Below are 23,512 nucleotides of genomic sequence, written 5' to 3' on the forward strand. Positions count from 1 at the left end.
ACGACGAGAACTCATCGAGTCCGAGCAGCTCAACGGGTGAACCGTCACTGCCGTACTAAGCGGGGTGGGCGGACGCCGTCGCCGAATAACGCGCGCTCCGCGCGACAGCCCGCCGGGTCGGCGAGGATGGGGACGGAGGAAGGGAGCCTGCCCATGACGGCCTGGACCGCCGACGAACTGGACGACATCGGAAGCGTCGTGGAGATGCGGATCGCGGCCCTGCGGCCCGACGGCACACCGCGCTCGTCCGTGATCGTCTGGGTCGTCCGGGTCGACGACGACCTCTACGTCCGTTCGTACCGGGGCGCGGACGCCGCCTGGTTCCGGGGCACGCGGGCGCGTGCCGAAGGCATCATCGAGATCGACGACACCATCCGCGATGTCGCGTTCGTCGACGAAACGGACCCCGCGACGAACGACCGCATCGACGCGGCGTACCGCGTCAAGTACAGAAGTCATGGTGCCCAGTACGTCGACGCCATGGTCACGCCGGAGGTCCGCGCGACAACGATCAAGCTGGTTCCGCGATGAATCGGGAGGCACCCAGATAACCCCGCGTGGCACGATCGCGGGATGGCGCACAAGTCCAGGCTGCGAAAGCTGCAGGAAAGAACAGCCGCGCCCTCCAAGGCGACCTGGTTGAACGGTTCCAGCCGCCCGCGGCCGAGGAAACCTACCCCCACCCGAGGGCCGCGACCGTACGGACGCTGATCCGGTACGCCATGAGCACCGGCTGGTTGCCGGAAGCGGTCGGCGGCACGTTCCACATCCCGGCGACCGCGAGCGTCACCCTGCCCGGCTTCGCGGTCACCGAGCTCCTTGCGGCGCCAGCCCCGAGCGGCGGGTCCTGATCGTGGCCTTCGCTACGCCCGGCACATCAGGATGGACGGGCGAGGTAGGCCTTCTTGGCGTCCGGCGAGAACCCACAACTCCGGTAGAAGGCGTGCGTCGAAGGCGTACGGGAGCCGGTCTGCAGCATCGCCTTGTAGCAGCCAGCGTCCCAGGCCGCCCGCAGCGTCTCGGCCATGATCCGCTTGCCGAGTCCCTGGCCTCGCAGCGTCTCCTCCACCACGACGTTCTCAATGACGGCGTACGGCGACGCGGAACGGGTGAGATTCGGAATGATGTTCAGGTACGTCGAGGCGACGATGACCCCGTCGACGTCAAGCACGAACAGACGCAGGCGGGGTGAGGCGAGTATCTCCGCGAAGGCCGCCGCGTCCGACCCATCCCGTAGGACGGGGTCGTTGGGGTGCAACTGCCGGTAGAGCCGGAGAATGCCGTCAAAGTCATCTGGACCGGCCTCACGGAAGATGAGCACAGCCCGCACGTTACTTGCTCGACGCATGCCGTCCGGTCGTACGGGTGGTGGTCTGGTGGGTGGGCCGGGCGACGTTCAGGCCAACGTGGAACGATCACCGTCTCGGGGAGTCAGCGTCGAAGTGCCGAGTTCTTGTCGGTTGCGCTGTAACGCCACGATGGTGTCCCAGGTCGGGTCAGCTGTGGCTTCGTTGCGACGCGCAAAGAACACGAGTGTGTCGTCGGATCTCATGAGCACGGCGATCCAGATCAACAATACGAGCATAAGAGCCTCAGCACTGTAGAGAACAGCTGACCGACCCGGTGCGATCAGCAGGTCATTCACCAATGCTTGGCGGGCGGCGTCCGCGTCCGGATCGGTATACGCGGTAAGGCCGACGGACGTGTCAGCGACCATCAGCAGATTGCCCACCAGCGCGGCGGTCCAGGGAACCCACACGATGAACGGCGCAACCGGCAGCGCTCTGCGTACCACGAACCGGCCCACCACCAGAAGTATCGCGAGGCCACCAGCGATCATGCTGACGACTGCCGACTCCTCGAGATTCCTGATGGCGTCGTGAACCTCGATGGAAGACATGGGGGCGGCGGCAAGTGCGGCGGACGTGTTGGCGGACAGATGTCTGACCTGAATAGCGCCGATCGCGACTTCCACAGCGCCCATGACGGCGGCTGCGGGAAACAGAATTCCGAGTCGATTGATAGATCTTGGGGTAGGCCGCATGGCGCAACAGCTTAACGATCCCGTCGAGTCGACGGGTACCTGTCGCCAACAGGTCCGGACTGAAGTCCCGGTGACGAGGTGGCCTGGCACCAAAGTGGGGCCGAGGAGAATCGAACCCCTAACTCCGTGATGGCGGTCAGCATCATCCCGAATCGGGCGGATCGCCGGTCCGACCAGCGTTGCAGTATCCATCGACTCTCGTTGCTACTCATCGCTTTTCGCGCGCCGTTGTACTGAATTTGTACTTGATGATCTTCCCTGTCAACCGCACCGGGTGACCGATTCCGGTGAGGCCACACGTGCCTATACCGTGCCCGCATGCCTCAACCGTCTACTCATCTGGCCGCTACGTTGTCGCTCCTATGTTGCGTGCTGCTGGTTGGCTGCTCCAGCACTGACGATGCCCACCAGCGAGCTATCAGTCGCGCAGACTTGGGCGACAGGTGGCCGCTCACGATCGACTCGGGCACTCTCGAATGCCGAAACGGTGCTGAGGTAGTCCTCAGCAGTGGGGGAACCGTCTACGCGCTCAACGGGACGGCCAAGAGCAGCAAGCGGTATGCCGACGTCTCGTCTGTGTGGGCTGATGACCCGAGCACGGCCGGTCTAAAGGTCAGCATCGGTCCGCTGATTGATGAAGGTCTGGCTCTCTGCTGACGGGTCGCTGACTCGGACTCCAGCCGGCCGTTACGGGTGGGTCGACGCGCGAGATCGGCGTCAAGCCGGACTTGACGCCTACGTGTCAAGACGGCGTGCGTAAGCACGCCAGGGTGAACGGCTCGGGATCTCCTCGGTCGGGCAGGCTTGCCCTGCACGAGGTTCCCCGGCCCGCGCAAGGTTCGCGAAGCGATCGTTTACGGCTTGACCTTGCGCGGGCCGGGGGTTCTCGTGCAGCCGTCTCGGTGCCCGACCGAGGAGATCCCCCGCACCGATCCGCCCGGATCACCGAGGGAGGGCCGCGGTCCGGGGCGGAGCCCCGAATCAGCCACGCTGTCGGACTGGCGCGCCGGATGTACCGTGCTGAACTGGTCCGCCAAGCGCCCACTACGAATCGGATGGGATATGCCTGATTCACCGGACGAAGGCCCCATGGATCCCCTGCCCTGGTGGGCGCGGAGTCTCGCCGCGCTGATTGGTCTTGCGGCTGGGTCGTTCGGGACGTTTGCAATCTTTAGGAGCGACAACCAGGCGGGGACCGCCGCGTTGCTCGTACTTGCAGCTGCCTTCATGCTCATGGGCCTTCAGGGCACTCCGCTGCTCCGTTTCGGAAGTGGCGACGCAAGCGTGCAGCTTGCGGCGATTCGCAGGCGTGCTGTGCAGGTCGCGGAAACTGCTGCGCAGAAGGAATCACCAGAGGTTGCGGCAGCAGTGGCAGACGCGGTGGAGTCAATCACGCCTGGCGTTCTGCATCCCGCGATTCGTTATGAAAAGCAGCTCATCGCCGCCATCGCCCAAATTGATCCGACTCTCGAAGTCGTCATGCCGCCCCATGACAAAGGCATCGACCTGGTCGTTCGAGACCGCCACAATCGAGCGGCCGTAATCGAGGTTAGGTACCTGACGAGGCAGCGGCTTGAGCGCCACGCCATCGTCGCCGCCGAAGAACGGCTACGCGGCACTCCGTTCGAGGGTCGCTTGATCTTCGTAACTAGCGCGCCGCCGGACAGCCAGGCGGAGCGATATCTGAGCGAGCGTCAAGGCGATGATCCGATCACGCAGCTCGTCGTATGGAACGGCCCGGATGACAACGGCCGGCTGGCACGGGCGTTAGCGCAGCAACTGCGGTTCTGACAAGCCCTCGGAGTATGGCGGCAAATGCGGCGCGGGCGGGGCCGTAGCCTCGGCGGCTTGCCCTGCCGCCGCCGCCGAAGGCAGAGGCGGCAGGGGCGCGATGCGCCCGCCGAAAGGCCGGCTTCCCGCCACGGTGCGCCGCGTCAGCGGCGCCTTGATACCCATGAGAACAATTCGGCAGTTGAACGGCCACGATGCGCGAGTCGCGTCACGGACAAGGTAAGCGCTGGCGCGTCCGGTACAACGACGCCAACGGCGAGCCGCACACGCGCTTCTTCGAGCGGAAGGCCGACGCGGACGCTTGGGACGCGGCGGCCCGCGCCGGCACGGTCGATGAGGTTCGCGTCGACCAGGCCGAACGCCGGCTCGTCTTCCAGGAGTACGCCGAGCGCTCTCTACCCGGCTTTCGGCAACCGCGTCATGCGCAACATCAACCTGACCGACGTGCTCGAATGGCTCGCCGAAGTCGACGCTACGGCTGCACTTCGACCTGCTAGACACTGTGCTCACGGCAGCAGTCGGCGACAGCGTGATCGGGGAGAACCCGTGTAACGGGATCAAGCCCAACCAGGTGTTCCAAGGGCTGTCCCGAGCGCCGAAGTGGGTACCGACCGAACGTGAGGTGCTCGCGCTCCTGGACCCGGTGCCGCGCCGGTACCGGGCCGCCATCTGGCTCGGCGCCGGGCAAGGCTGCCGCATCGGCGAGGCGCTCGGGATGGAGGACGGCCCGGCCTATGTCGACGCGGCGCACGGTGAGCTGCACATCATCCAACAGTTGCAGTACTCGCCGCAGTTCCACGGCGGGCACTACCTGTGCGAGCCCAAGTCCGGCTCGTCCGGAACCGTCGTCCACTGGTGGCCGAAGCAGGAGCGCCGCCGAGGGCTGGTCGGTGCCGTGCTCGGGGCCGCAAGGGACGCCCGTTAGGCGCAAGATCAGACGCGAGTTGTACTGGATTTGTACTTGAGGATCTTGCTCGCCGAAACGCCCTGGTCAGGGCCAGAAAAAGTGGAGCCGAGGGGAATCGAACCCCTAACCCCCGCCTTGCAAAGGCGGTGCTCTGCCAATTGAGCTACGGCCCCGGCGGAGGTGGCGCCGACCTGCCTAGCGCAGGTCGGGAGCGGTGGTCGCCTCGTGCCAGAGGGCACGCTCGTCGTTGGCGCTCTTGACCTTCTTGGCGACGTAGGCACCAGCGCCGACGAGGGCGGCGAGAATCAGCAGCTTCTTCCACATGGCGCGAACCACCTCTGGCTTGCGGGCGGGAAGTGGGGCTAGCTGGAATCGAACCAGCGACCTCAGAGTTATCAGCTCTGCGCTCTAACCGACTGAGCTATAGCCCCCTGCCCCGACCGGTGAATCCGGACGGGCGGCGCGAGGAGAAACGTTACCGCACTCCTCCGCGCTCACCAAAACGGGTATCGGCGTTGGCCCCGCCGGTGTGACGGGGCCCTCGTCAGTCCTTCTCCGACAGGGTCAGCTCGATGCCGCCGACGAGGTCGGCGCAGACGTTGTAGACGAACGCCCCGAGCGTCATGAGCGCGGTGAACAGAACCATGTTCACGGCGCCGAGCAGTACGGAGGCACCGATGACGCCCTTAGCCGTGATCTTGACGCCGTCCTGGCCCACCATGTCGGCAAGGGCCTTGTTCACGCTCTCGAACACGCCCATGGCGTCCAGCGCCAGGTACAGCACGGAGGTCGCCACGATCGCCACGATGAACAGCACCAGTGACACCGCGAACGCGAACTTCATGACCGACCACGGGTCAATGCGCTTGAGGTGCAGGCGCGCGCGTCGCGGGCCACGGGCGGTGGCACCCGCCACGGTGGCCCGCGCCGTACGGACGGCGTCGCCGACCCGGGCGGCCCCGACGGCGCCCGTACCCAGGGACGGACCGCTCGTGGGCGCCGTGGCCGGCTCGGTCGTCGGGTTCACCATGGTCGACGACAGTGCCGGCGGCGTGGTGCTGGACAGCGGCACGGCGGCCGTGCCCTTGACTGGCGTGCCCGCGTACAACGACGACGACACCCCGGGCCGGCGGGTGCCCGCGTCGGAGGATGACGACGTGGGCACGGACGCCTTACCGGACGCGGCCGGGTTCGATGTCGCGGCGGACGCGCGTGCGGTCACCGCGGGAGTCGGCTCGTCGGCCGGCTTGACCTTGGCGGTGCCGGTCGCGGCCGGCGCGGGCGGCACGGCGGGCGGCGGAGCAGCGGGGGCCGGTGCGCCAGCGGCCGGCTTGGTGGCCGCCTCCTCCGCGCCCGTACTGTCCGCGTCTGCCTTGCCGTTCGCCTTGGCCGTGCGGCTTTCCTTGATCGCGGCAGCCGCGACCCGCGCCGCGACGCCTGCGCCCGGAGTGGGCGCTGGCGTCGCGAGCGACCCGGCGGCGACGCCGCCCGCGTCGGGCGAGGCGTTCGAATCGGTCTTCTCTGGCGAAACCGACGGCGTACCGGCCGACGGTTTGGCGGCGGACTCGGGAGCGGCGGCATCCGACGCGGCACCCTCCGGCGCGCCCGGCTTCTCAGCCGTGGGCACGACGGTCTTGGGCTCCTCGTCCGACGGTGCCGTCGAGGTCCCCGTCATCCCCGACTTGGCCTGCGTCTCCGTCATGGACTAATCCTGTTCGTCCGGCTCGTCTGCGTTACGAGCTATCGCCACCAAAGTCACACCATCCGGCAAGTCCATCAGCTTGACCCCCATTGTGTTCCGGTCGCGCGTCCTGCGCACCGGCTTCACAGGAGTCCGGATAACTCCACCGTTGGAAGTTATGGCAAACAGCTCATCATCCGGGCTGATCACCACGGCGCCCACAAGTCCACCACGTCGCTGGGTGATCTTCGCGGTGAGGACGCCCTTTCCGCCCCGGCCCTGGATCGGGTACTCCTCGATGGGGGTCCGCTTGGCGTAGCCGCCGTCGGTCGCGGTCAACACGTCCATGCCGTCCCGGACCACCTCCATCGCCAGCAGCTCGTCCCCGTCCCCGAACCGCATGCCGATCACCCCGGACGTGGCCCGCCCCATGGGGCGCAGCGTCTCGTCCGTGGCCGAGAAGCGGATGGCCTGGGCCTTCTTGCTCACCAGTAGCAGGTCGTCCTCCGGTGCGAGGAGGGCGGCGCCCACCAGCTCGTCGTTGTCCCGCAGATTGATCGCGATAATGCCGCCGGTGCGGTTCGAGTCGAACTCGCTCAGCGCCGTCTTCTTGACCAACCCGTTCTTCGTCGCCAAGACAAGATACGGTGCGACGTCGTAGTTGGGAATCTCGATGACCTGAGCGATCTGCTCCTCCGGCTGGAACGCCAGCAGGTTCGCCACGTGCTGACCCTTGGCCGTCCGCTGAGCCTCCGGCAGTTCGTACGCCTTGGCGCGGTAGACGCGACCCTTGTTCGTGAGGAACAGGATCCAGTCGTGCGTCGAGCAGACGAAGAAGTGGCTGACGATGTCGTCCTGGCGCAGCGTCGCCCCGCTCACACCCTTGCCGCCGCGGCGCTGGGACCGGTACAGGTCGGTCTTGGTCCGCTTGGCGTACCCGGTCCGCGTGATCGTCACGACCACGTCCTCGCGGGCGATCAGGTCCTCGACCGACACCTCGCCGTCGAACGGGACGATGCGCGTACGCCGCTCGTCGCCCCACTTCGCCACGACCTCGGCCAGCTCGTCCGAAACGATCTTCCGCTGTCGGGCCGGGGTGGCCAGGATGTCCTTGAAGTCCTTGATCCGGATCTCGATCTCGGCCAGCTCGTCGATGATCCGCTGCCGCTCCAGGGCGGCCAGGCGGCGCAGCTGCATGTCGAGGATCGCGGTCGCCTGGATCTCGTCGACGTCGAGCAGCCGCATGAGGCCCGTCTTGGACTCCTCGGCGCTCGGCGAGCGGCGGATCAGAGCGATGACCTCGTCCAGCAGGTCCAGCGCCTTGACCAGACCGCGCAGGATGTGCGCCCGCTCCTCCGCCTTGCGCAGCCGGAACGCGGTGCGCCGCTGGATCACCTGGATCTGGTGGGCCACGTAGTGGCGCACGAACTGGGCCAGGTTCAGCGTGCGCGGCACGCCGTCGACCAGCGCCAGCATGTTGGCGCCGAACGTCTCCTGCAGCTGGGTGTGCTTGTAGAGGTTGTTGAGCACCACCTTGGCGACCGCGTCCCGCTTGAGCACGAGGACGATGCGCATGCCCGTACGCCCGGACGACTCGTCGCGGATGTCCGCGATGCCGGCCAGCTTGCCTTCGCGGATGAGGTCCGCGATGCGCTCGGCCAGGTTGTCGGGGTTCACCTGGTACGGCAGCTCGGTCACGACGAGGCAGGCGCGGCCGCGCTTGTCCTCCTCGACGTCCACGACCGCGCGCATCCGGATCGAGCCGCGGCCCGTCCGGTACGCCTCCTGGATCGGGGTGGTCCCCACGATGAGGCCCCGCGTCGGGAAGTCCGGACCCTTGACGATCTCGATGAGCTGGTCGAGCGTGGTCGCCTCGTCGGCCTCGGGGTTGTCCAGGCACCATTGGACGGCGGCGCCGATCTCGCGCAGGTTGTGCGGCGGGATCTTGGTGGCCAGGCCGACCGCGATGCCCTCGGAGCCGTTGACGAGCAGGTTCGGGATGCGCGAGGGCAGGATGGTGGGCTCCTTGGCCCGCCCGTCGTAGTTGTCCTGCATATCGACGGTGTCCTCGTCGATATCGCGCAGCATCTCCATCGCCAGCGGCGCCAGCCGGGACTCCGTGTTGTGGCTGACGAAGCCGTTGGTGACGAACGCGTGGTCGTCGGTGTCCACCCGGAGGCTGAAGACTGGCTGAACGCCGGCGTCGGTGATCTCGGCGACCGCCGCGTAGTAGAAGCGACCGTCGACGAGGGGCGTCACGATCTCGCGTACCTCGGCGTCGGAGATCCGCGACAGAATCTCGACCCGGTCGCGCTCCCAGCGCTCAACCCGGTCGATGTTGTGCTTGCGCAGCCATTGCCTGTCAACGCCAGTCGCGGCGCCGGCCGCCCGGATGAACTCGGCGACGAAGGGCACGTGGTCGGCGCTCAGGGCCGTGCTGGCGACCGGGATGGTGGCCAGGTCCGCCTCAAGCTTGGCCTGCTTACGGCCGAGGAAGCCGACGGTCTGCGCGAAGATCCGCGCGTCCCGGCGGTTGGTGATGACGACCTTGATCTCGCCGTCGTCGTATGCCACCTGGCGGGCGATGACGCCGAACTCCAGCAAGAGCTGCTGGACCTCGGCCGCGAGGCGCGCGCTGCGCGTCGAGTACGAGATCTGGATCGTGTTGCGCGGCAGCAGCGACGACGACCCGTCGCCCTCGAACAGCGACTGCAGGAAGGCGCGCTTCACGGCGCTCGACGATGCCCAGACAAACCGAGGAACAGCCTTGTCCGCGCTCCGAAGGCCCACAAGATCTGCCAGTACGCTGCGCCGCAGCGCACTCACGTCCTGAACGTCGAGTTCGTAGAGGGTGCTGCCGGACGCGATGGTTCGGCTCTGCACATAGCGCCGCCCGCCGACGGCCAGGTCGTACGCGGCGACGACCCGCTGGAAGTAGTCCCGGTCGACATTGTTGAAGCCCGCCCGGGTCTCGGACGCCCACCCCTCGCTGACGAAGGCGCCGGCCAGGACGGCGGATTCGACCGCCTCCAGGGACGGGTAGCCGATCTCCTCGGGGGTGACGCGCTGCATGACCACGCGGTCGCCAGCGGCGATCTCGCCGAGCAGTTTCCACAGCAGGGTCGGCACCCCGCCCACGTCGACGAGGCAAAGCACGGGGTGGTTCGTCGTACCGGTGAGCTCGTAGCCCTCGCGGGTGCGCAGGCGCAGCGTCGGGTGCTCCCCGGAGTGGAACCACCTGCTGGCGTGCGCGAGGTCGCCGTTGCGGTCGACGACCTTGAGACTGATGTCGTGGTCGGAGTTCGGCAGCGCGCCCGGAACGATGTCGCCGATGCGGACGGTGCCCTCGGCGGTACGGACCAGCGTGTCGCCGGTGACGCAGTAGCGCATCGCCGCCGGGGGGTCGTTGCCCGGGGAGCCGAAGTTGCCGTTGCCGTCGACCAGCGGGTACCGCATGGACCAGTCCTGGGCCATGCGGACGAGCGCCATGTAGATCGACGAGTCGCCGTGGGGGTGGAACTGGCCCATCACGTCACCGACGACGCGGGAACACTTCACGTACCCGCGGTCGGGACGGTAACCCGAGTCGTACATGGCATAAAGGATCTTGCGGTGTACGGGCTTGAGCCCGTCCCGCACGTCCGGCAGGGCACGGCTCACGATCACGCTCATCGCGTAGTCGAGATACGAGCGCTGCATCTCCACCTCGAGCCCGACCGGCTCGATACGGCCGTGGATCCCGAAATCGGCGCCCGGTTCGGTCGGCTCGCCGCCAGGAGTTTCCGTCACGATCAACCCTACTTTGTCACTAATTCGGCAACGGCTGTGGATAAGTCAGTGGGTCTGACTGTGGATAACGCTGTGGACGGTGTGGAAAACTGTGGCAGCCTCAGATGTCCAGGAAACGCACGTCCTTCGCGTTGCGCTGGATGAACGTGCGCCGGGCCTCGACGTCCTCGCCCATGAGGACGCTGAACAGCTCGTCGGCGGTCGCCGCGTCGTCGAGCGTGACCTGGCGCAGGGTGCGCGTGGCCGGGTTCATCGTCGTGTCCCACAGCTCCGGGTAGTTCATCTCGCCCAGACCCTTGAACCGCTGGATGTCGTCCGGCTTGGCGTTCGGCTTGGTCTGCTGGCGCAGCGCGATGAGCCCGTCGCGTTCCCGGTCGGAGTACGCGTACTGCGCGTCGTCGCCCTTCTTGTTCCACTTGATCTTGTAGAGCGGCGGGGCGGCCAGGTAGACGTGGCCGAGCTCGACCAGGGGGCGCATGAAGCGGAACAGCAGCGTGAGCAGCAGCGTCTGGATGTGCTGGCCGTCGACGTCCGCGTCCGCCATCAGCACGATCTTGTGGTAGCGCAGCTTCTCGATGTCGAACTCGTCGTGGATGCCGGTGCCCAGCGCGGTGATCAGCGCCTGGACCTCGTTGTTCTTGAGCACACGGTCGATGCGCGCCTTCTCCACGTTAAGGATCTTGCCGCGAATCGGCAGGATGGCCTGCACCCTCGGGTCGCGGCCCTGCTTGGCCGAGCCGCCGGCGGAGTCGCCCTCGACGATGAAGATCTCCGAGACGCGCGGGTCGGTGGACTGGCAGTCGGCCAGCTTGCCCGGCATCGAGCCGGTCTCCAGCAGCGACTTGCGGCGGGCGAGCTTGCGGGCCTGCTGGGCGGCGATGCGGGCGCGGGCGGCCTGGGACGCCTTGGTGATGATCACCTTGGCCTCGGCGGGGTTGCGCTCCAGCCAGTCGACCAGCCACTCGTTGCAGGTCTTCTGCACGAAGCTGCGCATGTCGGTGTTGCCGAGCTTGGTCTTGGTCTGGCCCTCGAACTGCGGGTTGGCCAGCTTCACCGAGATGATCGCGGCCAGACCCTCGCGGATGTCCTCGCCGGAGAGCTTCTCGTCGTTCTTGAGCAGCTTCTTGTCGGCCCCGTACTTGTTGATCACGCCGGTCAGCGCGGAACGGAAGCCCTCTTCGTGGGTGCCACCCTCGTGGGTGTTGATGGTGTTCGCGAACGTGTAGACGCTCTCGCCGTACGACTCGTTCCACTGCATCGCGATCTCGACCGCCATGCCGTCGCCCTCGGCGCCGAACTCGACGACCGAGCGGTGGATCGGGCTCTTGGTCTGGTTGAGGTGGCGCACGAAGTCCGCGATGCCGCCCTTGTAGCAGAAGGTGACCTCGCGCTTCTCCTCGGCGGCGTCCTCACGCTCGTCGCGCAGGGCGATCGTGAGGCCGCGGTTGAGGAAGGCCATCTCCTGAAGGCGCCGGTAGATCGTCTCGTACGTGAACTCGGTCGTCTCGAAGATCTTCGGGTCCGGCCAGAACGTCACCGAGGTGCCGGTGCGGTTGGTCGTCTCGCCCTTCTCCAGCTTGTTCGGCTTGGAGTTCTGGTAGTGCTGGCGCCAGGTGTAGCCGTCTTTCCAGATCTCCAGATCGATCGCCGACGACAGCGCGTTGACCACGGAGATGCCCACGCCGTGCAGACCACCCGAGACCGCGTACGCCTTGCCGTCGAACTTGCCGCCCGCGTGCAGCACCGTGAGGACGACCTCGACCGTCGGCCGCTTCTCGACCGGGTGGATGTCGACCGGGATGCCGCGGCCGTTGTCGACCACGCGCACCCCGCCGTCGGCGAGCAGCGTCACCTCGATGGTGTCGCAGAAGCCGGCGAGCGCCTCGTCGACCGCGTTGTCCACGACCTCCCACACGAGGTGGTGGAGCCCTCGCTCACCGGTCGAGCCGATGTACATACCGGGCCGCTTGCGTACGGCCTCCAGGCCCTCCAGCACCGTGATCGACGATGCGTTGTAGTCACCAGGCTTCTGCTTGGGCGCTGCCACCTTCAGTCGCTTTCTCCGCGGAGGCACGCGGGGGGCGTGCCGGCCGGCAGGGGTCGTACGAGGAGCCGTGTCGCGGTCCCACGTCGTCAATGGGTCGGGTCGATGACGCGGTCAGCTAAAGTCGTCCGGCGCGCTGACCAGTCGGTTGTTCGGTCCACCGCCATCCTACTGTGCGGGGGCGACGAGACTGCCCTACGGCACCCCGCAATCGCGCTGCTGACCCACCTGTGACCGCCACTGCGCCTCTTTTGGCGGCGGAGCCAACCCCCCTATCGCACCGGGTGGGTGCGGACGGCGCAGCGCCGTCGTGGGTCGAGGGCGTACGTCCGCCGGCGCCCCCGTCGCTCATCGAATGCTGCCGGTTCGGGGGTCGCGGAGTGTGACTGCCGTGACGTATGTTGCCCGCTGCCGCTCGTGTCCGCGCCCCGGCGCCCGGTGGGCGGCACGCCCCGCCTCGGTGCCCAGCGGGCGCAGCAGCGGGATAGGGAGGTAGCCCCGATGGCGCTCGACAACGTGGCCGTCCAGTGGCCCAGGACCGGCCGCTTCTACGAACCGGTACCCGCGGACGAATTCGCCGATTTCGCCCAGGTGGCCGCCGGCGCCCCCGCGCACGCCGGCCCGGCCGCCGCGCTCGCGGCCCACATCGCCAAGGCGTCCACCGTGCGCGCCGGCGCCTACACCGACCTGATCGACCTCCTGCTCGGCCTCGACGGGGTGTTGTTCGCCACGGACGCGGCCGCCGAGGACGAGGACCCGGTGATCGACCCCGACGGCTGCGCCTGGATCGCCGGCGGCCTGGAGCGCTTCATCGCCGGCCACGAGGCCCACCTGCCGGCGGGCGACGAGGTGACCTTCGACAGCGTCGCCGCCGTGCTCCGCGCGGCGCTCACCCAGGGTCGCCTCGCCGAGCAGCAGTTGCGCTGGCTCGACCAGCGCCTCAACGCCCTGCGCGATGAGGCGGGCAACCCGGTGCAGTGGAACTTCACGCTGCTGGAACTGCGGGTCCTCGCGGTGTTCTACCGCCGCTGCGCCGACCGCGGCTTCGCCGTCTACGCGGACTTCTAACCCCCGGCGCCCCGCCGCCCCGCCGCCACATCCTGCCCTCGCCGCTCGCCGCCCATCGCCAAGGTGCGCACTTTGGCGGCTTCGGAGGGCGCGGAGCCAGCCGAAGTGCGCACCTTGGCGGGGCGGGCGCGGCGTTGACGCCACGCGATATCACATATTTATGCCCGCAAGTCCGGACAAAGCTCCCCGCTGGCCTCATTACACAGGCGTAATCCACAAGCTGTGGACACAGCTGTGTATGAACGCCACTAGATGTGGGATCGCCTATCCGTACGTGTCGCGTGGGCCGCGCCCCGGAACCCGCCGGGGACCCCGGCTCCACGACGGCGCGACCGGCCCGTGGATGGTCAGCCGAGTGACGACGTTGTGGCCGACCGACGCCGCGATCATGGCCAGCAGCTTGGCGCTGAGGAGGCGTAGCTGGGTCGCCCAGGCGGTGGACTCCGCCTCGATGGTGAGGACGCGGTCCTCCAGCTTCACCGGCCGGCAGTGGGCGGCGACGTCCGCGCCGACGACGGCCTCCCACGAACCGAAGACCTTGCCCTCGGCGGCGGGCCGCTCCCAGCCGCGCGACTGGACCAGGCGTCCCATGATCGACCCGAAGGGCTGGGGGTCGCGCGGATCGGGCCCCGAGCCGGAGTATCCGCGCGGGCGGAACCGCCGGCCCCCGCCCTCCTCGCCCCCGGCCCCGTCGCCGCGGCGGGGGGCCGGTCGGGCGGCCCGGCGCGCCTGCGCGGCCTCGAGCGCGGCCCGCGCCAACGCGGGCCCGGAGACCGTCCCGCCGTCGGCCGTGCCGCTCTCGGCGGGACCGGCCGCCGCGCTGTCGGCGCCCGTCACGCGCGCCCGGCCGGTGGGCCGCTCGGGATTGCGCTCAGCCACGAGCCACCTGCCCTTCCGACACCAGGTACCGGGCACCCGCCAGGCTCGGCGGGACGTCCTCGGCCACGGCGCACGTCACCAGCACCTGGTCGGCCGTCGCGACCAGGCCCGCGAGCCGTTCGCGCCGCCCGGCGTCCAGCTCGGCGAACACGTCGTCGAGCACGAGCACCGGCTCGATGCGGTCGGCGCGCAGCAGCTCGAACGCCGCCAGGCGCAGCGCCAGCGCGTACGACCAGGACTCCCCGTGGCTCGCGTAGCCCTTCACGGGCAGCTCGCCGAGGGTGAGTGCGAGGTCGTCGCGGTGGGGTCCGACGAGCGTGACGCCCCGCTCGATCTCGGCGGGCCGCGCGGCCGCGAGCGCGCCCAGCAGCGCCTGTTCGATCTCTTCCCGCCCGCTCGTCGCCGCGGGTTCGGCGGGCCACCAGGATCGCGCCTCGTACGCCAACCGGGCCTCGCCCTTGCCGGCGCTGACGGCCGCGTACGCCTTGGCGACGTGCGGCCCGAGCGCCGAGCACAGCGTGAGCCGGCCGTCGGCGAGTTCGGCGCCGTGCCGGGCGAGGTGGTGATCCCACACGTCGAGCGTCGCGAGATCGTCCTGACCGTCGACGACGCCGCCGCGCCGCCGGCTCACCTTCCGCGTCAGGTACGCCGTCCGCAGCAGGGCGTTGCGCTGCTTGAGCACCCGCTCGTAGTCGGCCCGCACCCCGGCGTAGCGCGGCTGCCGGGCGACGAGCAGGTCGTCGAGGTAGCGGCGGCGCTCGGCCGGGTCGCCGCGCACGAGCGCGAGGTCCTCCGGCGCGAACATGACCATCCGCAGGGCGCCGAGGATGTCGCGGGCCCGGGTGACGGGCGAGCGGCCAAGACGCGCGCGGTTGGCCCGCCCGGGCACGATCTCCAGCTCGACGAGCAGCTCGCGGGCCTCGTGCACGATCGCGCACCGGACCACCGCGCGGGCGGCCCCGACGCGCACGAGCGGCGCGTCGTTGGCGACCCGGTGGCTGGCGAGGGTCGCCACGTAGCCGAGCGCCTCGACGAGGTTGGTCTTGCCCACCCCGTTCGGCCCGATCAGCACCGACGGCCCCGACTCAAGATCAATAAAAGCGTGGGGGTACGACCGGAAGTCAAGCAGTTCGACCCGCCGGACGTACACGGCGCGCCGCCTAGTCGGTCTTGACGGCGTGGCCGCCGAACTGCTGGCGTAGGGCGGCGATCGCCTTCAACGACGGCGCCTCGTCCTCGCGGGAGGCGAAGCGGGCGAACAGCGAGGCGGCGATGACGTTCATCGGCACGGCGTGCTTGATCGCTTCCTCGACGGTCCACCGCCCCTCGCCGGTGTCCTCCGCGTACGCGGCGACACCTTCGAGCCCCGGGTCCTGATCAAGGGCCCGGTCGAGCAGGTCGAGCAGCCACGACCGGATGACCGTGCCCTCGCGCCACGACTTGATCACCTGGGGCACGTTCGTCACCTGCTCGGACTTGAGCAGCAGCTCGTAACCCTCGGCGTACGCGTGCATCAGCCCGTACTCGATGCCGTTGTGGACCATCTTGGCGTAGTGGCCGGCCCCGACCGGGCCGGCGTGCACGAAGCCGAACTCGCCCTCGGGCTTGAGCGTCTCGAAGATCGGCATGAGGCGCTCGACGTGCTCCTCGGCGCCACCGACCATGAGGGCGTACCCGTTCTCGCGGCCCCAGATCCCACCGGAGACGCCGACGTCGACGTAGCCGATGCCGAGCCCGGCCAACCGCTGCGCGCGCGGCGCGTCGTCGGAGAAGCGCGAGTTCCCGCCGTCGATGACGATGTCGCCCTCGCCCAGCAGCGGGGTCAACTCATCGATGGTGGCGTCGGTGACCCCGGCCGGCACCATGATCCAGATGGCGCGCGGCGGTTCCAGGTTCGCGGTCAGCTCGGCAAGGCTCGCCACGTTCGACACGGCCGGATCGCGGTCGTAACCGACCACGTTGTGCCCGGCGGCGCGCAGGCGGTCCGCCATGTTGCCGCCCATGCGGCCGAGGCCCACCATTCCCAGCTGCATGTGTTGCCCTCCTCGCGGGAGCCGGCGCGGCGGGCCGGCACAGCCCGCACACGTTTGCCGACTCTAGCCGGCCACGGCCAGCCGGGTCAGCCGCCCACCCGCATCGGCATGATCAGGTACCGGTAACCGGGGCGCACCTCGCCGTCCTCGCCGACCGGGGTCATCACGACCGGCTTCATGCCCGTGGTGAAGCCCAGCTGCGCGGTGGGCGCGTCGAGCACCGCCAGGCCGTCGAGCAGGTAGCCCGGGTTGAACGCCACCGTCATGGCCTCGCCCGAGTAGTCGCACTCGAGCGCCTCGCTGGCGCGCGCGTCCTCGCTGGTGCCCGCCTCCACCACGGCCTCGCCCTCGGCGAAGCTGATCCGCACCGGAGCGGTGCGCTCGGCGACGAGGGACACGCGCTTGACGACCTCGTTGAGGCCGGACACGGTGAGCTTGGCCGTCGCGGCGTACTGGTCCGGGAAGAGCGAACGGATCTTCGGGAAGTCGGGGTCGAGCAGCCGGCTGGTGGTGCGCCGGTCGCCGCCCGCGAAGCCGATGAGGCCCTCACCCACGCCGCCGCGCGACAGGGCCAGGGTGACCTCGCCGCCGAGCGGCCCGAGCGTCTTGGCGGTGTCAGCGAGCGTCCGGGCGGGTACGAGGGCCTGTGTGGTGACGTCAGCGTCGTCGGGGTGCCACGTGATGTCGCGGACGGCCGCCCGGTAGCGGTCCGTGGCCAGCATGGTCAGCGTCGACCCCTCCAGCTCCAGGCGTACGCCCGTGAGCATCGGGATGGTCTCGTCGCGGCCGGCGGCCACGGCGACCTGGGCGACCGCTGAGGCGAACGTGGCGGCCTCGATGGTGCCGGCGCTCTCCGGCATGGCCGGCAGGGTCGGGTAGTCCTCCACCGGCATGGTGGGCAGGGTGAACCGGGCGCTGCCGCAGACGACCTCGACGTGGCTGCCGACGGCGGCGACGTCGACCGGCTTGTTGGGCAGCGACTTGGTGATCTCGGCGAGCAGGCGACCGGAGACGAGGGCGGCGCCGTCGGAGTCGGCGTGCACCGGCCGGGTCACCTGGCTGGAGACCTCGTAGTCGAAGCCCGAGACCGTGAGGTGCCCATCGGCGACGCGCAGCAGTACGCCGGCGAGGACGGGTACGGAGGGTCGCGACGGCAGACTCTTCGCCGTCCACGCGACCGCGTCGGCGAGCGCGTCGCGCTCAACGTTGAACTTCATGCGATGCCTCCGAAGATCCCCACACGCTGATGATTGTTTTTTCTTCTCTTAGAGATAAAAGACGTCGTCGTAGTCGGTGGTGTGGAAACTGGGGAAAACCCGGTCTCCACGCAGGTCGGGCCGCATTCAGCCCTGTGCGTAGCCTGTGTGCTCCACGGTGGAAAACCGGGGAGGTTATCCACACTACGGCGGCCCTCCGACATCGACGCCGGTCGTCCACAGGGTTGTCCACGGGTTGCCCACATGGTTATCCCCTGGGTTGTGGACAAGGAAATCTCACGCTCAGTGATAGCCACAGCTACGCGTAGCGACATTCCACACGGTCGTCCCCAGATCTTGTCCACAGCCTGTGGACAGAGTGGCTCGCTCATGGCGTCTGCTTGATCCGGTTGGTGAGCTCGGCGATCTGGTTGTAGAGCGACCGGCGCTCCGCCATCTGCTGGCGGATCTTGCGGTCGGCGTGCATGACGGTCGTGTGGTCGCGGCCGCCGAAGGCCTGCCCGATGCGCGGCAACGACAGGTCGGTCAGCTCGCGGCACAGGTACATGGCGACCTGGCGGGCGTTGACCAGGACCCGCGAGCGCGAGTGCCCGCGCAGGTCCTCCATGCTGACGCCGAAGTACTCCGACGTCGCGCTCATGATCTGGTCGGCGGTGATCTCGGGTCCGGAGCCGTCGTGGATGAAGTCGCGCAGGACCTCCTCGGCGAGGCCGAGGTCGACCTGTGCGCGGTTGAGGCTCGCGAACGCCGTGACGCGGATCAGCGCGCCCTCCAGTTCACGGATCGAGTTCGAGATCCGCGAGGCGATGAACTCCAGCACCTCGGCCGGGGCGAACAGCCGCTCCTGGGCGGCCTTCTTCTGCAGGATCGCGATGCGCGTCTCCAGGTCCGGCGGCTGGATGTCGGCCAGCAGGCCCCACTCGAACCGGGTGCGCAGCCGGTCCTCCAGCGTCGCCAGCTGCCGCGGCGAGCGGTCGGACGTCATGACGATCTGCTTGTTGGCGTTGTGCAGCGTATTGAACGTGTGGAAGAACTCCTCCTGGGTGCGCTCGCGCGTCTCCAGGAACTGGATGTCGTCGATCAGGAGGATGTCCACGTCGCGGTAGCGGCGCTGGAACGCGTTCGTCTTGTCGTCGCGCACGCTGTTGATGAAGTCGTTCGTGAACTCCTCGGTCGACACGTACCGCACCGACCGGGCGTTGCCCAGGCTCGTGGCGTAGTGGCCGATCGCGTGCAGCAGGTGCGTCTTGCCCAGCCCGGAGTCGCCGTAGATGAACAGCGGGTTGTACGCCTTGGCGGGCGACTCCGCGACCGCGACAGCGGCCGCGTGGGCGAACCGGTTGGACGAGCCGATGACGAACGTCTCGAACGTGTACTTCGGGTTGAGCCGGTTGCCGCCGTCCGCCCCCGCCGGGGGGCGGCGGTCCTCCAGGCTGTGCCGGCCCGGCCCGCTCTCGGCCCGCAGCGCCTCGAAGGTCTGCTCGGGCTCCCGGCTGGCCGGCACGTGCGGAGCGGCCGCGTGACTGGGCACGTGCGCCGCACCGGTGGCCGGCGGCGCCGGCTGCGGGTACCCGGCGAGGAAGTCCCGGTCGCCGCCCGAGGTGCCGCCGATGGTGGACAGTGCGACCGTCGGGGCGGTCAGCGCCTCGCGCGTCGCCTCCTCCTGCGGGCGGACGGTCACCGCGACCTGGACCTCGCGGCCCAGGTGCCGGGAGAGTGCCAGCGTGATCGCCGGGCGCAGCTTCAGTTCGATGTTGTCGCGGACGAACGCGTCCGGCACCGACAACAGCACGGTGTCGTCCACGATCGCGCGGAGCCGGGTCAGCCGCAGGAAAGCCCGCTGCTGCGGTGAGATGATCTCGTCAGCCAGCGTGTCGGTCGCTGCGCTCCAGACGGCGGCGAGGTCGCTGAGCAGGTCCGCCCGTTCACCGTGATCGCTGTGCTCGGTCACTGCCCCACCCCTGTCGCCCGTTGGCTGCCACGCACTGTCCACAGGTTGTCCACAGCCTGTGTATCAACCGGAAGTTGACGGTTGCGTCACCGTCGGGCGCTGTTCGCGTCGGGTGCCCTCAAGAGAGCGAACGACTGAAGTACTGGTCCGGTTTTGCACTCACTGTGGCTTGTTATGGCACAGCCGCCGATGCCGCAACGCGGCAGGCTAACAGTGTTATCCACATCCCCTCAACCCGCGCTCGCGGCCCCCCTGTCCGGTTTGCCCGTCGGGGCGCTCGCCAGTACTCTGGAACGGCTGCCGGCGACCCGGCGGCATGGTTCATCCTGGCCGCGCGATATTCTGGTGCGGCACAGACAGCTTCCCGCGGCCGGCGACGCCGGTTCGCGAGCATCGAGACGGAGAACGTGACGTGAGCAAGCGCACGTACCAGCCGAACAACCGTCGGCGCGCCAAGACCCACGGCTTCCGGCTGCGCATGCGCACCCGTGCCGGCCGCGCCATCCTGTCCGCGCGCCGGTCCAAGGGCCGCGCCCGCCTCTCGGCCTGAGGTCTTTCGGGGTCCCGGGTGCTGGCGGCCGCGCGACGCGTGCGGCGGCGCGAGGAGTTCGCCGCGGCGATCCGCACCGGCCGTCGCGCCGGCACCGGATCCGTGGTGGTGCACCTCCTGGCCCCGACGACCAGTTCCGCCGAACCGGCACGGAGCGACGACACCACTGTCGCCCGTGCCGGTTTTGTCGTGCCCAAAACCGTGGGCAACGCCGTCGTCCGCAACAAGGTCCGCCGTCGGTTGCGCCACCTGATGCGGGTACGCCTCGAAGCGCTGCCGGACGGGGTGGACGTCGTCGTCCGGGCGCTCCCCGCCGCGAGCTCCCGCACGTACTCTGAGCTGGAAACCGATCTTGACGTGGCGCTCGCCGCCGCCCGACGGCCCCGCCGCCCGCGGACGCCGCGCGGTTCCGACAAGGGGGTGGCGCGGTGACCGACGTGCCGCAGCCCACCACAGTCGGTGCCCGAATACTGGCGCTTCCCATCGTCGCGTACCGTCGATGGGTGAGCCCGGCGCTGCCGGCCCGCTGTCGCTTCTACCCGTCGTGCAGCGCGTATGCCCTTACGGCCATCGCCACGCACGGCGCATTGCGTGGCCTGCGACTGGCGATCTGGCGGCTGCTGCGCTGCCATCCGTTCCATCCCGGTGGGTACGACCCGGTGCCACCGGCGCGCACCCGAGACCGTCTGCCCCCTGACGCACCTGGAGCTGTGACCTGATGTTGGAGTGGATCTATTGGTCCATCTCGTGGATCCTGCTGCGCTGGCACGATCTGTGGGACGCCATCCTGCCGGGCCGGCAGTTCCTGAGCACCACGTGGCAGTGGGTCCTCGCGATCGTCTTCCTCGTGATCACCGTTCGGGCTCTGCTCTTCCCCGTCTTCGTCAAGCAGATCCGCTCGCAGCGGGCCATGCAGGCGCTCCAGCCGCAGATGAAGGCGCTGCAGGAGAAGCACAAGGGTGACCGCGAGACGCTCCAGAAAGAAATGATGGAGCTGTACCGCAAGGAGAAGGCCAACCCGCTCATGGGCTGCCTGCCCATGTTTGTGCAGATCCCGGTGTTCCTTGGCCTTTTCCACGTGCTTAGGCGACTTTCTCCGACAAACCCGAACACTGAGCTTTACGGCTGGAGCACCGCCCAGTTCAAGAGCGCCGCGGCCGCCAAGCTGTTCGGCGCCCCGCTGCCCGGCAGCTTCAGCTCTCCGGCGGAAACGCTCGTCGCGCTCGGCTCCACGAGCCTCAACACGAAGATCGTGGCGGCCGCCTGCGTGATCCTCATGATGGCGACGACCTACCTGTCCAGCCGCCAGATGATCCTCAAGACCGGCTGGAACGCCGACCCGCAGCAGCGCATGATCCAGAAGCTGATGCTGTACGGCATCCCGCTGGGCCTGCTCGTCTCCGGCTGGGCCTTCCCCCTCGGCGTGATCCTCTACTGGGTGACCAACAACCTGTTCACCCTGGGCCAGCAGCAGTGGGTGCTGCGCAAGTACCCGCCGCCGGTGACCGAGGGCGCCACGCCCATGAAGCGCACCAAGGCGGCGACGACCGGGACGGCCGGCAAGTCCGGCGCGGCGAAGCCCACGAAGTCGGGCCTGTTTGGTAAGACCAAGGCGGACACTGAACCCAGTGACGCCAAGCCCGTTGTCGAGGGCAAGGCGCTCGCCCCCAAGCCCGGCGCCAAGCCGGTGAACCCCAAGAAGGGTGGCTCGGCCAAGAGGTAACGCGACCGGTCCGGCGCGCCCGCCCCACGCGGGCGCGGCCACCACCGGACCGCGGCGCGAACCGCGGGCCAGCACGTCCCCCAGTCGTCGTCGAGACAGCGCCAGCCCCAGCCGGCGCCCCGACCTTGCGAAAGAGAATGACCCGTGAGCGAGACCACCAACGCATCGCCTGCCGATAACGCTGACGAGATCGAGGCCGCGGCGGGTGCCGGGCCGGCCGTCGACCGCGACGACGAGATCGAGGAGGTCGAGCTCGGCTCGGAGTCCGACGAGGAACCGGAGGACGAGGAGCCGGAGGACGAGGAGTCCGAGGACGGCGACGAGGAGGAGGAACGGGCTCCCTCGGAGAACGACCTCTTCCGGGAGAGCGAGATCGCGGCCGACTACATCGAGGGCCTGCTCGACATCCTCGACTACGACGGCGACATCGACGAGATGGTGCAGAGCGGCCGCCCGCTCGTCGAGGTCGTGGGCAGCGGCCTACAGAACCTCGTCGGCTCGCGCGGCTCGACTCTGGAGGCGTTGCAGGAGCTGAGCCGGCTCGCCATCTACCGGCAGACCGGCAGCCCGTCGCGGTTGCTGCTCGACGTGGGCGGCTTCCGCGCCACGCGACGCAAGGAGCTCACCGCGGTCGCCAAGAACGCCGCCGAGCGGGTCAAGGAGCACGGCGACCCCGTGCGCCTGGAGCCCATGTCGGCCTTCGAACGCAAGTGCGTGCACGACGTGATCAACGCGATGTCGGGCGTGGAGAGTGAGTCCGAGGGCGTCGAGCCGTCGCGCCGGATCGTGGTGCGCCGCAGCAACTGACCACTGAGTCGGCGATGGCCGCCCACGGGATTCCGTGGGCGGCCATCGCCGTTTCGGGGCCGTGTGGCTGAATAGAGCCCATGTCAGGTTCCTCAGCCGTGCCGGTTCCCGTCGATGCCGCGCCGCCGGCACCCCTGCGCGACGCGGCGGTGGCCGTCTTCGGCGACCGGTTGCCGCTCGCGGAACGGTACGCCGAGCTGTTGATGACCGACGGGGTGGTGCGGGGGCTGATCGGTCCGCGGGAGGCGCCCCGGCTCTGGGAACGGCATCTGCTCAACAGCGCGGTCGTCGGTGAGCTGATCGCGGCGGGCGCGTCGGTCGTCGACGTGGGCTCCGGAGCCGGTCTGCCGGGGATACCGCTGGCCATCGCCCGGCCGGACCTGACGGTCATTCTGCTCGAACCGCTCGCGCGCCGGACGGTGTTCCTGGAGGAGGTCGTGACCGCGCTCGCGCTCGACACCGTGACCGTCCTGCGCGGTCGGGCCGAGGAGAGCGCCGGGCTGAGCCCTTTCCCCGTTGACGTGGTCACCTCGCGGGCGGTCGCGCCGCTCGACCGGCTGGCGAAGTGGTGCCTGCCGCTCGCGGTCGCCGGCGGGCGGATGCTGGCTCTCAAGGGCTCCACGGTGGCCGAGGAGATCGAGGAGCACGCCGCCACGGTCGCGCGCCTCGGCGGTGGCGTGCCTGTCGTGCGGTTGTGCGGCGAGGGTCGTCTGGCAGAGGCGACGACTGTCGTGGAGGTCGTCCGGGAGCGGATCGTGGGCGGAAAGCCGGCGGGTAGGTCGGCCCGGCGCGAGGGCCGGGCGGACAAGCGTGGGGCGCGCCGGGGTTAGCCGCGTCCTTCCCTCCGGTGGTGGGCGCGGCCCGGGTGTATGTGTCGCTGGGTCCGCGTTGACGTTGTGTGGAAGCGCTGTGGACATGGGTCTTCCCTACGCCGCGTGGAGGTCGCCTTTCGGCGGGGCGAGGCGCCTCGCGTGTGGCGGCCCAGGGTCGTGAGGGCCGCCGGAACCCAAGGTTTGCTGTCACCTGCG

At 69.0% G+C, this 23,512-nt stretch carries 23 protein-coding genes and 2 tRNA genes; 11 read left to right on the forward strand and 14 right to left on the reverse strand.

The window, feature by feature from the left end; genetic code table 11:
• The first annotated feature begins 153 nt into the window (after window positions 1-153).
• On the forward strand, window positions 154-531 hold the full coding sequence (locus ABD191_RS22880) for a DUF2255 family protein (protein WP_344085747.1): 378 nt from the start codon (window positions 154-156) through the stop codon (window positions 529-531).
• Window positions 532-673: 142 nt separating this feature from the next.
• Here the strand turns inward: ABD191_RS22880 and ABD191_RS22885 are convergent, their stop codons facing one another.
• The 3 genes from ABD191_RS22885 to ABD191_RS22895 form a co-directional block, all read right to left on the reverse strand.
• Window positions 674-811 carry a hypothetical protein gene (locus ABD191_RS22885; RefSeq protein WP_344085750.1) on the reverse strand — a complete coding sequence of 46 codons (138 nt, stop codon included), beginning with the start codon at window positions 809-811 and terminating at the stop codon, window positions 674-676.
• Window positions 812-877: 66 nt separating this feature from the next.
• A complete protein-coding gene (locus ABD191_RS22890) occupies window positions 878-1,348 on the reverse strand; it encodes a GNAT family N-acetyltransferase (protein WP_344085753.1) in 471 nt (156 codons plus the stop codon).
• Between the two features lie 48 nt (window positions 1,349-1,396).
• Window positions 1,397-1,984, reverse strand: coding sequence for a hypothetical protein (locus ABD191_RS22895; protein ID WP_344085756.1), 588 nt, complete (start codon window positions 1,982-1,984; stop codon window positions 1,397-1,399).
• A gap of 378 nt (window positions 1,985-2,362) precedes the next feature.
• On the opposite strand from ABD191_RS22895, the gene ABD191_RS29325 reads away from it, so the two are divergent.
• The 3 genes from ABD191_RS29325 (at window position 2,363) to ABD191_RS22905 (ending at window position 4,760) form a co-directional block, all read left to right on the forward strand.
• Window positions 2,363-2,701 (forward strand): DUF2511 domain-containing protein, encoded by a 339-nt coding sequence (locus ABD191_RS29325; protein ID WP_425560821.1) that lies wholly within the window; start codon window positions 2,363-2,365, stop codon window positions 2,699-2,701.
• 432 nt (window positions 2,702-3,133) lie between these two features.
• Window positions 3,134-3,835, forward strand: coding sequence for a hypothetical protein (locus tag ABD191_RS22900; protein ID WP_344085759.1), 702 nt, complete (start codon window positions 3,134-3,136; stop codon window positions 3,833-3,835).
• Between the two features lie 502 nt (window positions 3,836-4,337).
• The gene (locus ABD191_RS22905; RefSeq protein ID WP_344085762.1) at window positions 4,338-4,760 is read left to right on the forward strand and encodes a hypothetical protein; all 423 of its coding nucleotides are present in this window, start codon (window positions 4,338-4,340) and stop codon (window positions 4,758-4,760) included.
• Between the two features lie 82 nt (window positions 4,761-4,842).
• On the opposite strand, the gene ABD191_RS22910 is transcribed toward ABD191_RS22905, so the two are convergent.
• The 6 genes from ABD191_RS22910 to gyrB form a co-directional block, all read right to left on the reverse strand.
• Window positions 4,843-4,915, reverse strand: a tRNA-Ala gene (locus ABD191_RS22910).
• 22 nt (window positions 4,916-4,937) lie between these two features.
• Window positions 4,938-5,066: a DLW-39 family protein gene (locus ABD191_RS22915; protein ID WP_344085766.1), complete on the reverse strand. Its 129-nt coding sequence runs from the start codon at window positions 5,064-5,066 to the stop codon at window positions 4,938-4,940.
• A 33-nt stretch (window positions 5,067-5,099) separates the two neighbouring features.
• A tRNA-Ile gene (locus ABD191_RS22920) sits at window positions 5,100-5,173 on the reverse strand.
• Window positions 5,174-5,286: 113 nt separating this feature from the next.
• Window positions 5,287-6,150, reverse strand: a complete 864-nt coding sequence (locus ABD191_RS22925; protein WP_425560827.1) for a DUF3566 domain-containing protein — start codon at window positions 6,148-6,150, stop codon at window positions 5,287-5,289.
• 297 nt (window positions 6,151-6,447) lie between these two features.
• Window positions 6,448-10,212, reverse strand: coding sequence for an intein-containing DNA gyrase subunit A (gene gyrA, locus ABD191_RS22930; protein ID WP_344085771.1), 3,765 nt, complete (start codon window positions 10,210-10,212; stop codon window positions 6,448-6,450).
• Between the two features lie 100 nt (window positions 10,213-10,312).
• Window positions 10,313-12,259, reverse strand: coding sequence for a DNA topoisomerase (ATP-hydrolyzing) subunit B (gyrB, locus tag ABD191_RS22935; protein WP_344085773.1), 1,947 nt, complete (start codon window positions 12,257-12,259; stop codon window positions 10,313-10,315).
• 498 nt (window positions 12,260-12,757) lie between these two features.
• On the opposite strand from gyrB, the gene ABD191_RS22940 reads away from it, so the two are divergent.
• Complete coding sequence (locus tag ABD191_RS22940; RefSeq protein WP_344085776.1) at window positions 12,758-13,324, forward strand: hypothetical protein; 567 nt, start codon at window positions 12,758-12,760, stop codon at window positions 13,322-13,324.
• A 264-nt stretch (window positions 13,325-13,588) separates the two neighbouring features.
• Here ABD191_RS22940 and ABD191_RS22945 read toward each other — a convergent pair whose 3' ends face one another.
• From ABD191_RS22945 to dnaA, 5 genes are all read right to left on the reverse strand, one after another.
• Window positions 13,589-14,203 (reverse strand): DciA family protein, encoded by a 615-nt coding sequence (locus ABD191_RS22945; RefSeq protein ID WP_344085779.1) that lies wholly within the window; start codon window positions 14,201-14,203, stop codon window positions 13,589-13,591.
• Window positions 14,196-15,353: a DNA replication/repair protein RecF gene (recF, locus tag ABD191_RS22950; RefSeq protein ID WP_344085782.1), complete on the reverse strand. Its 1,158-nt coding sequence runs from the start codon at window positions 15,351-15,353 to the stop codon at window positions 14,196-14,198. Before recF ends, ABD191_RS22945 begins: the two co-directional genes overlap by 8 nt.
• Before the next feature lie 10 nt (window positions 15,354-15,363).
• Window positions 15,364-16,236, reverse strand: a complete 873-nt coding sequence (gene gnd / locus ABD191_RS22955) for a phosphogluconate dehydrogenase (NAD(+)-dependent, decarboxylating) (RefSeq protein ID WP_344085785.1) — start codon at window positions 16,234-16,236, stop codon at window positions 15,364-15,366.
• 86 nt (window positions 16,237-16,322) lie between these two features.
• A complete protein-coding gene (gene dnaN, locus ABD191_RS22960; RefSeq protein WP_344085788.1) occupies window positions 16,323-17,453 on the reverse strand; it encodes a DNA polymerase III subunit beta in 1,131 nt (376 codons plus the stop codon).
• A gap of 367 nt (window positions 17,454-17,820) precedes the next feature.
• The gene (gene dnaA / locus ABD191_RS22965; RefSeq protein WP_344085978.1) at window positions 17,821-19,368 is read right to left on the reverse strand and encodes a chromosomal replication initiator protein DnaA; all 1,548 of its coding nucleotides are present in this window, start codon (window positions 19,366-19,368) and stop codon (window positions 17,821-17,823) included.
• Window positions 19,369-19,816: 448 nt separating this feature from the next.
• On the opposite strand from dnaA, the gene rpmH reads away from it, so the two are divergent.
• From rpmH to rsmG, 6 genes are all read left to right on the forward strand, one after another.
• Window positions 19,817-19,954: a 50S ribosomal protein L34 gene (gene rpmH, locus ABD191_RS22970; RefSeq protein WP_344085791.1), complete on the forward strand. Its 138-nt coding sequence runs from the start codon at window positions 19,817-19,819 to the stop codon at window positions 19,952-19,954.
• 18 nt (window positions 19,955-19,972) lie between these two features.
• The gene (gene rnpA, locus ABD191_RS22975) at window positions 19,973-20,386 is read left to right on the forward strand and encodes a ribonuclease P protein component (RefSeq protein ID WP_344085794.1); all 414 of its coding nucleotides are present in this window, start codon (window positions 19,973-19,975) and stop codon (window positions 20,384-20,386) included.
• A gap of 35 nt (window positions 20,387-20,421) precedes the next feature.
• Window positions 20,422-20,673 (forward strand): membrane protein insertion efficiency factor YidD, encoded by a 252-nt coding sequence (yidD, locus tag ABD191_RS22980; RefSeq protein WP_344085981.1) that lies wholly within the window; start codon window positions 20,422-20,424, stop codon window positions 20,671-20,673.
• Window positions 20,670-21,677, forward strand: a complete 1,008-nt coding sequence (yidC, locus tag ABD191_RS22985) for a membrane protein insertase YidC (protein ID WP_344085984.1) — start codon at window positions 20,670-20,672, stop codon at window positions 21,675-21,677. The genes yidD and yidC overlap by 4 nt, the downstream gene beginning before the upstream one ends.
• A 237-nt stretch (window positions 21,678-21,914) precedes the next feature.
• Window positions 21,915-22,484, forward strand: coding sequence for a Jag family protein (locus ABD191_RS22990; protein WP_425560829.1), 570 nt, complete (start codon window positions 21,915-21,917; stop codon window positions 22,482-22,484).
• 98 nt (window positions 22,485-22,582) lie between these two features.
• Entirely contained in the window at window positions 22,583-23,314 is a 732-nt protein-coding gene (gene rsmG, locus ABD191_RS22995; RefSeq protein ID WP_344085797.1) for a 16S rRNA (guanine(527)-N(7))-methyltransferase RsmG, read from the forward strand.
• The last annotated feature ends 198 nt before the right edge of the window (window positions 23,315-23,512 follow it).

Source organism: Luedemannella helvata, from assembly GCF_039528415.1.
In the GTDB taxonomy this organism is placed as follows: domain Bacteria; phylum Actinomycetota; class Actinomycetes; order Mycobacteriales; family Micromonosporaceae; genus Luedemannella; species Luedemannella helvata.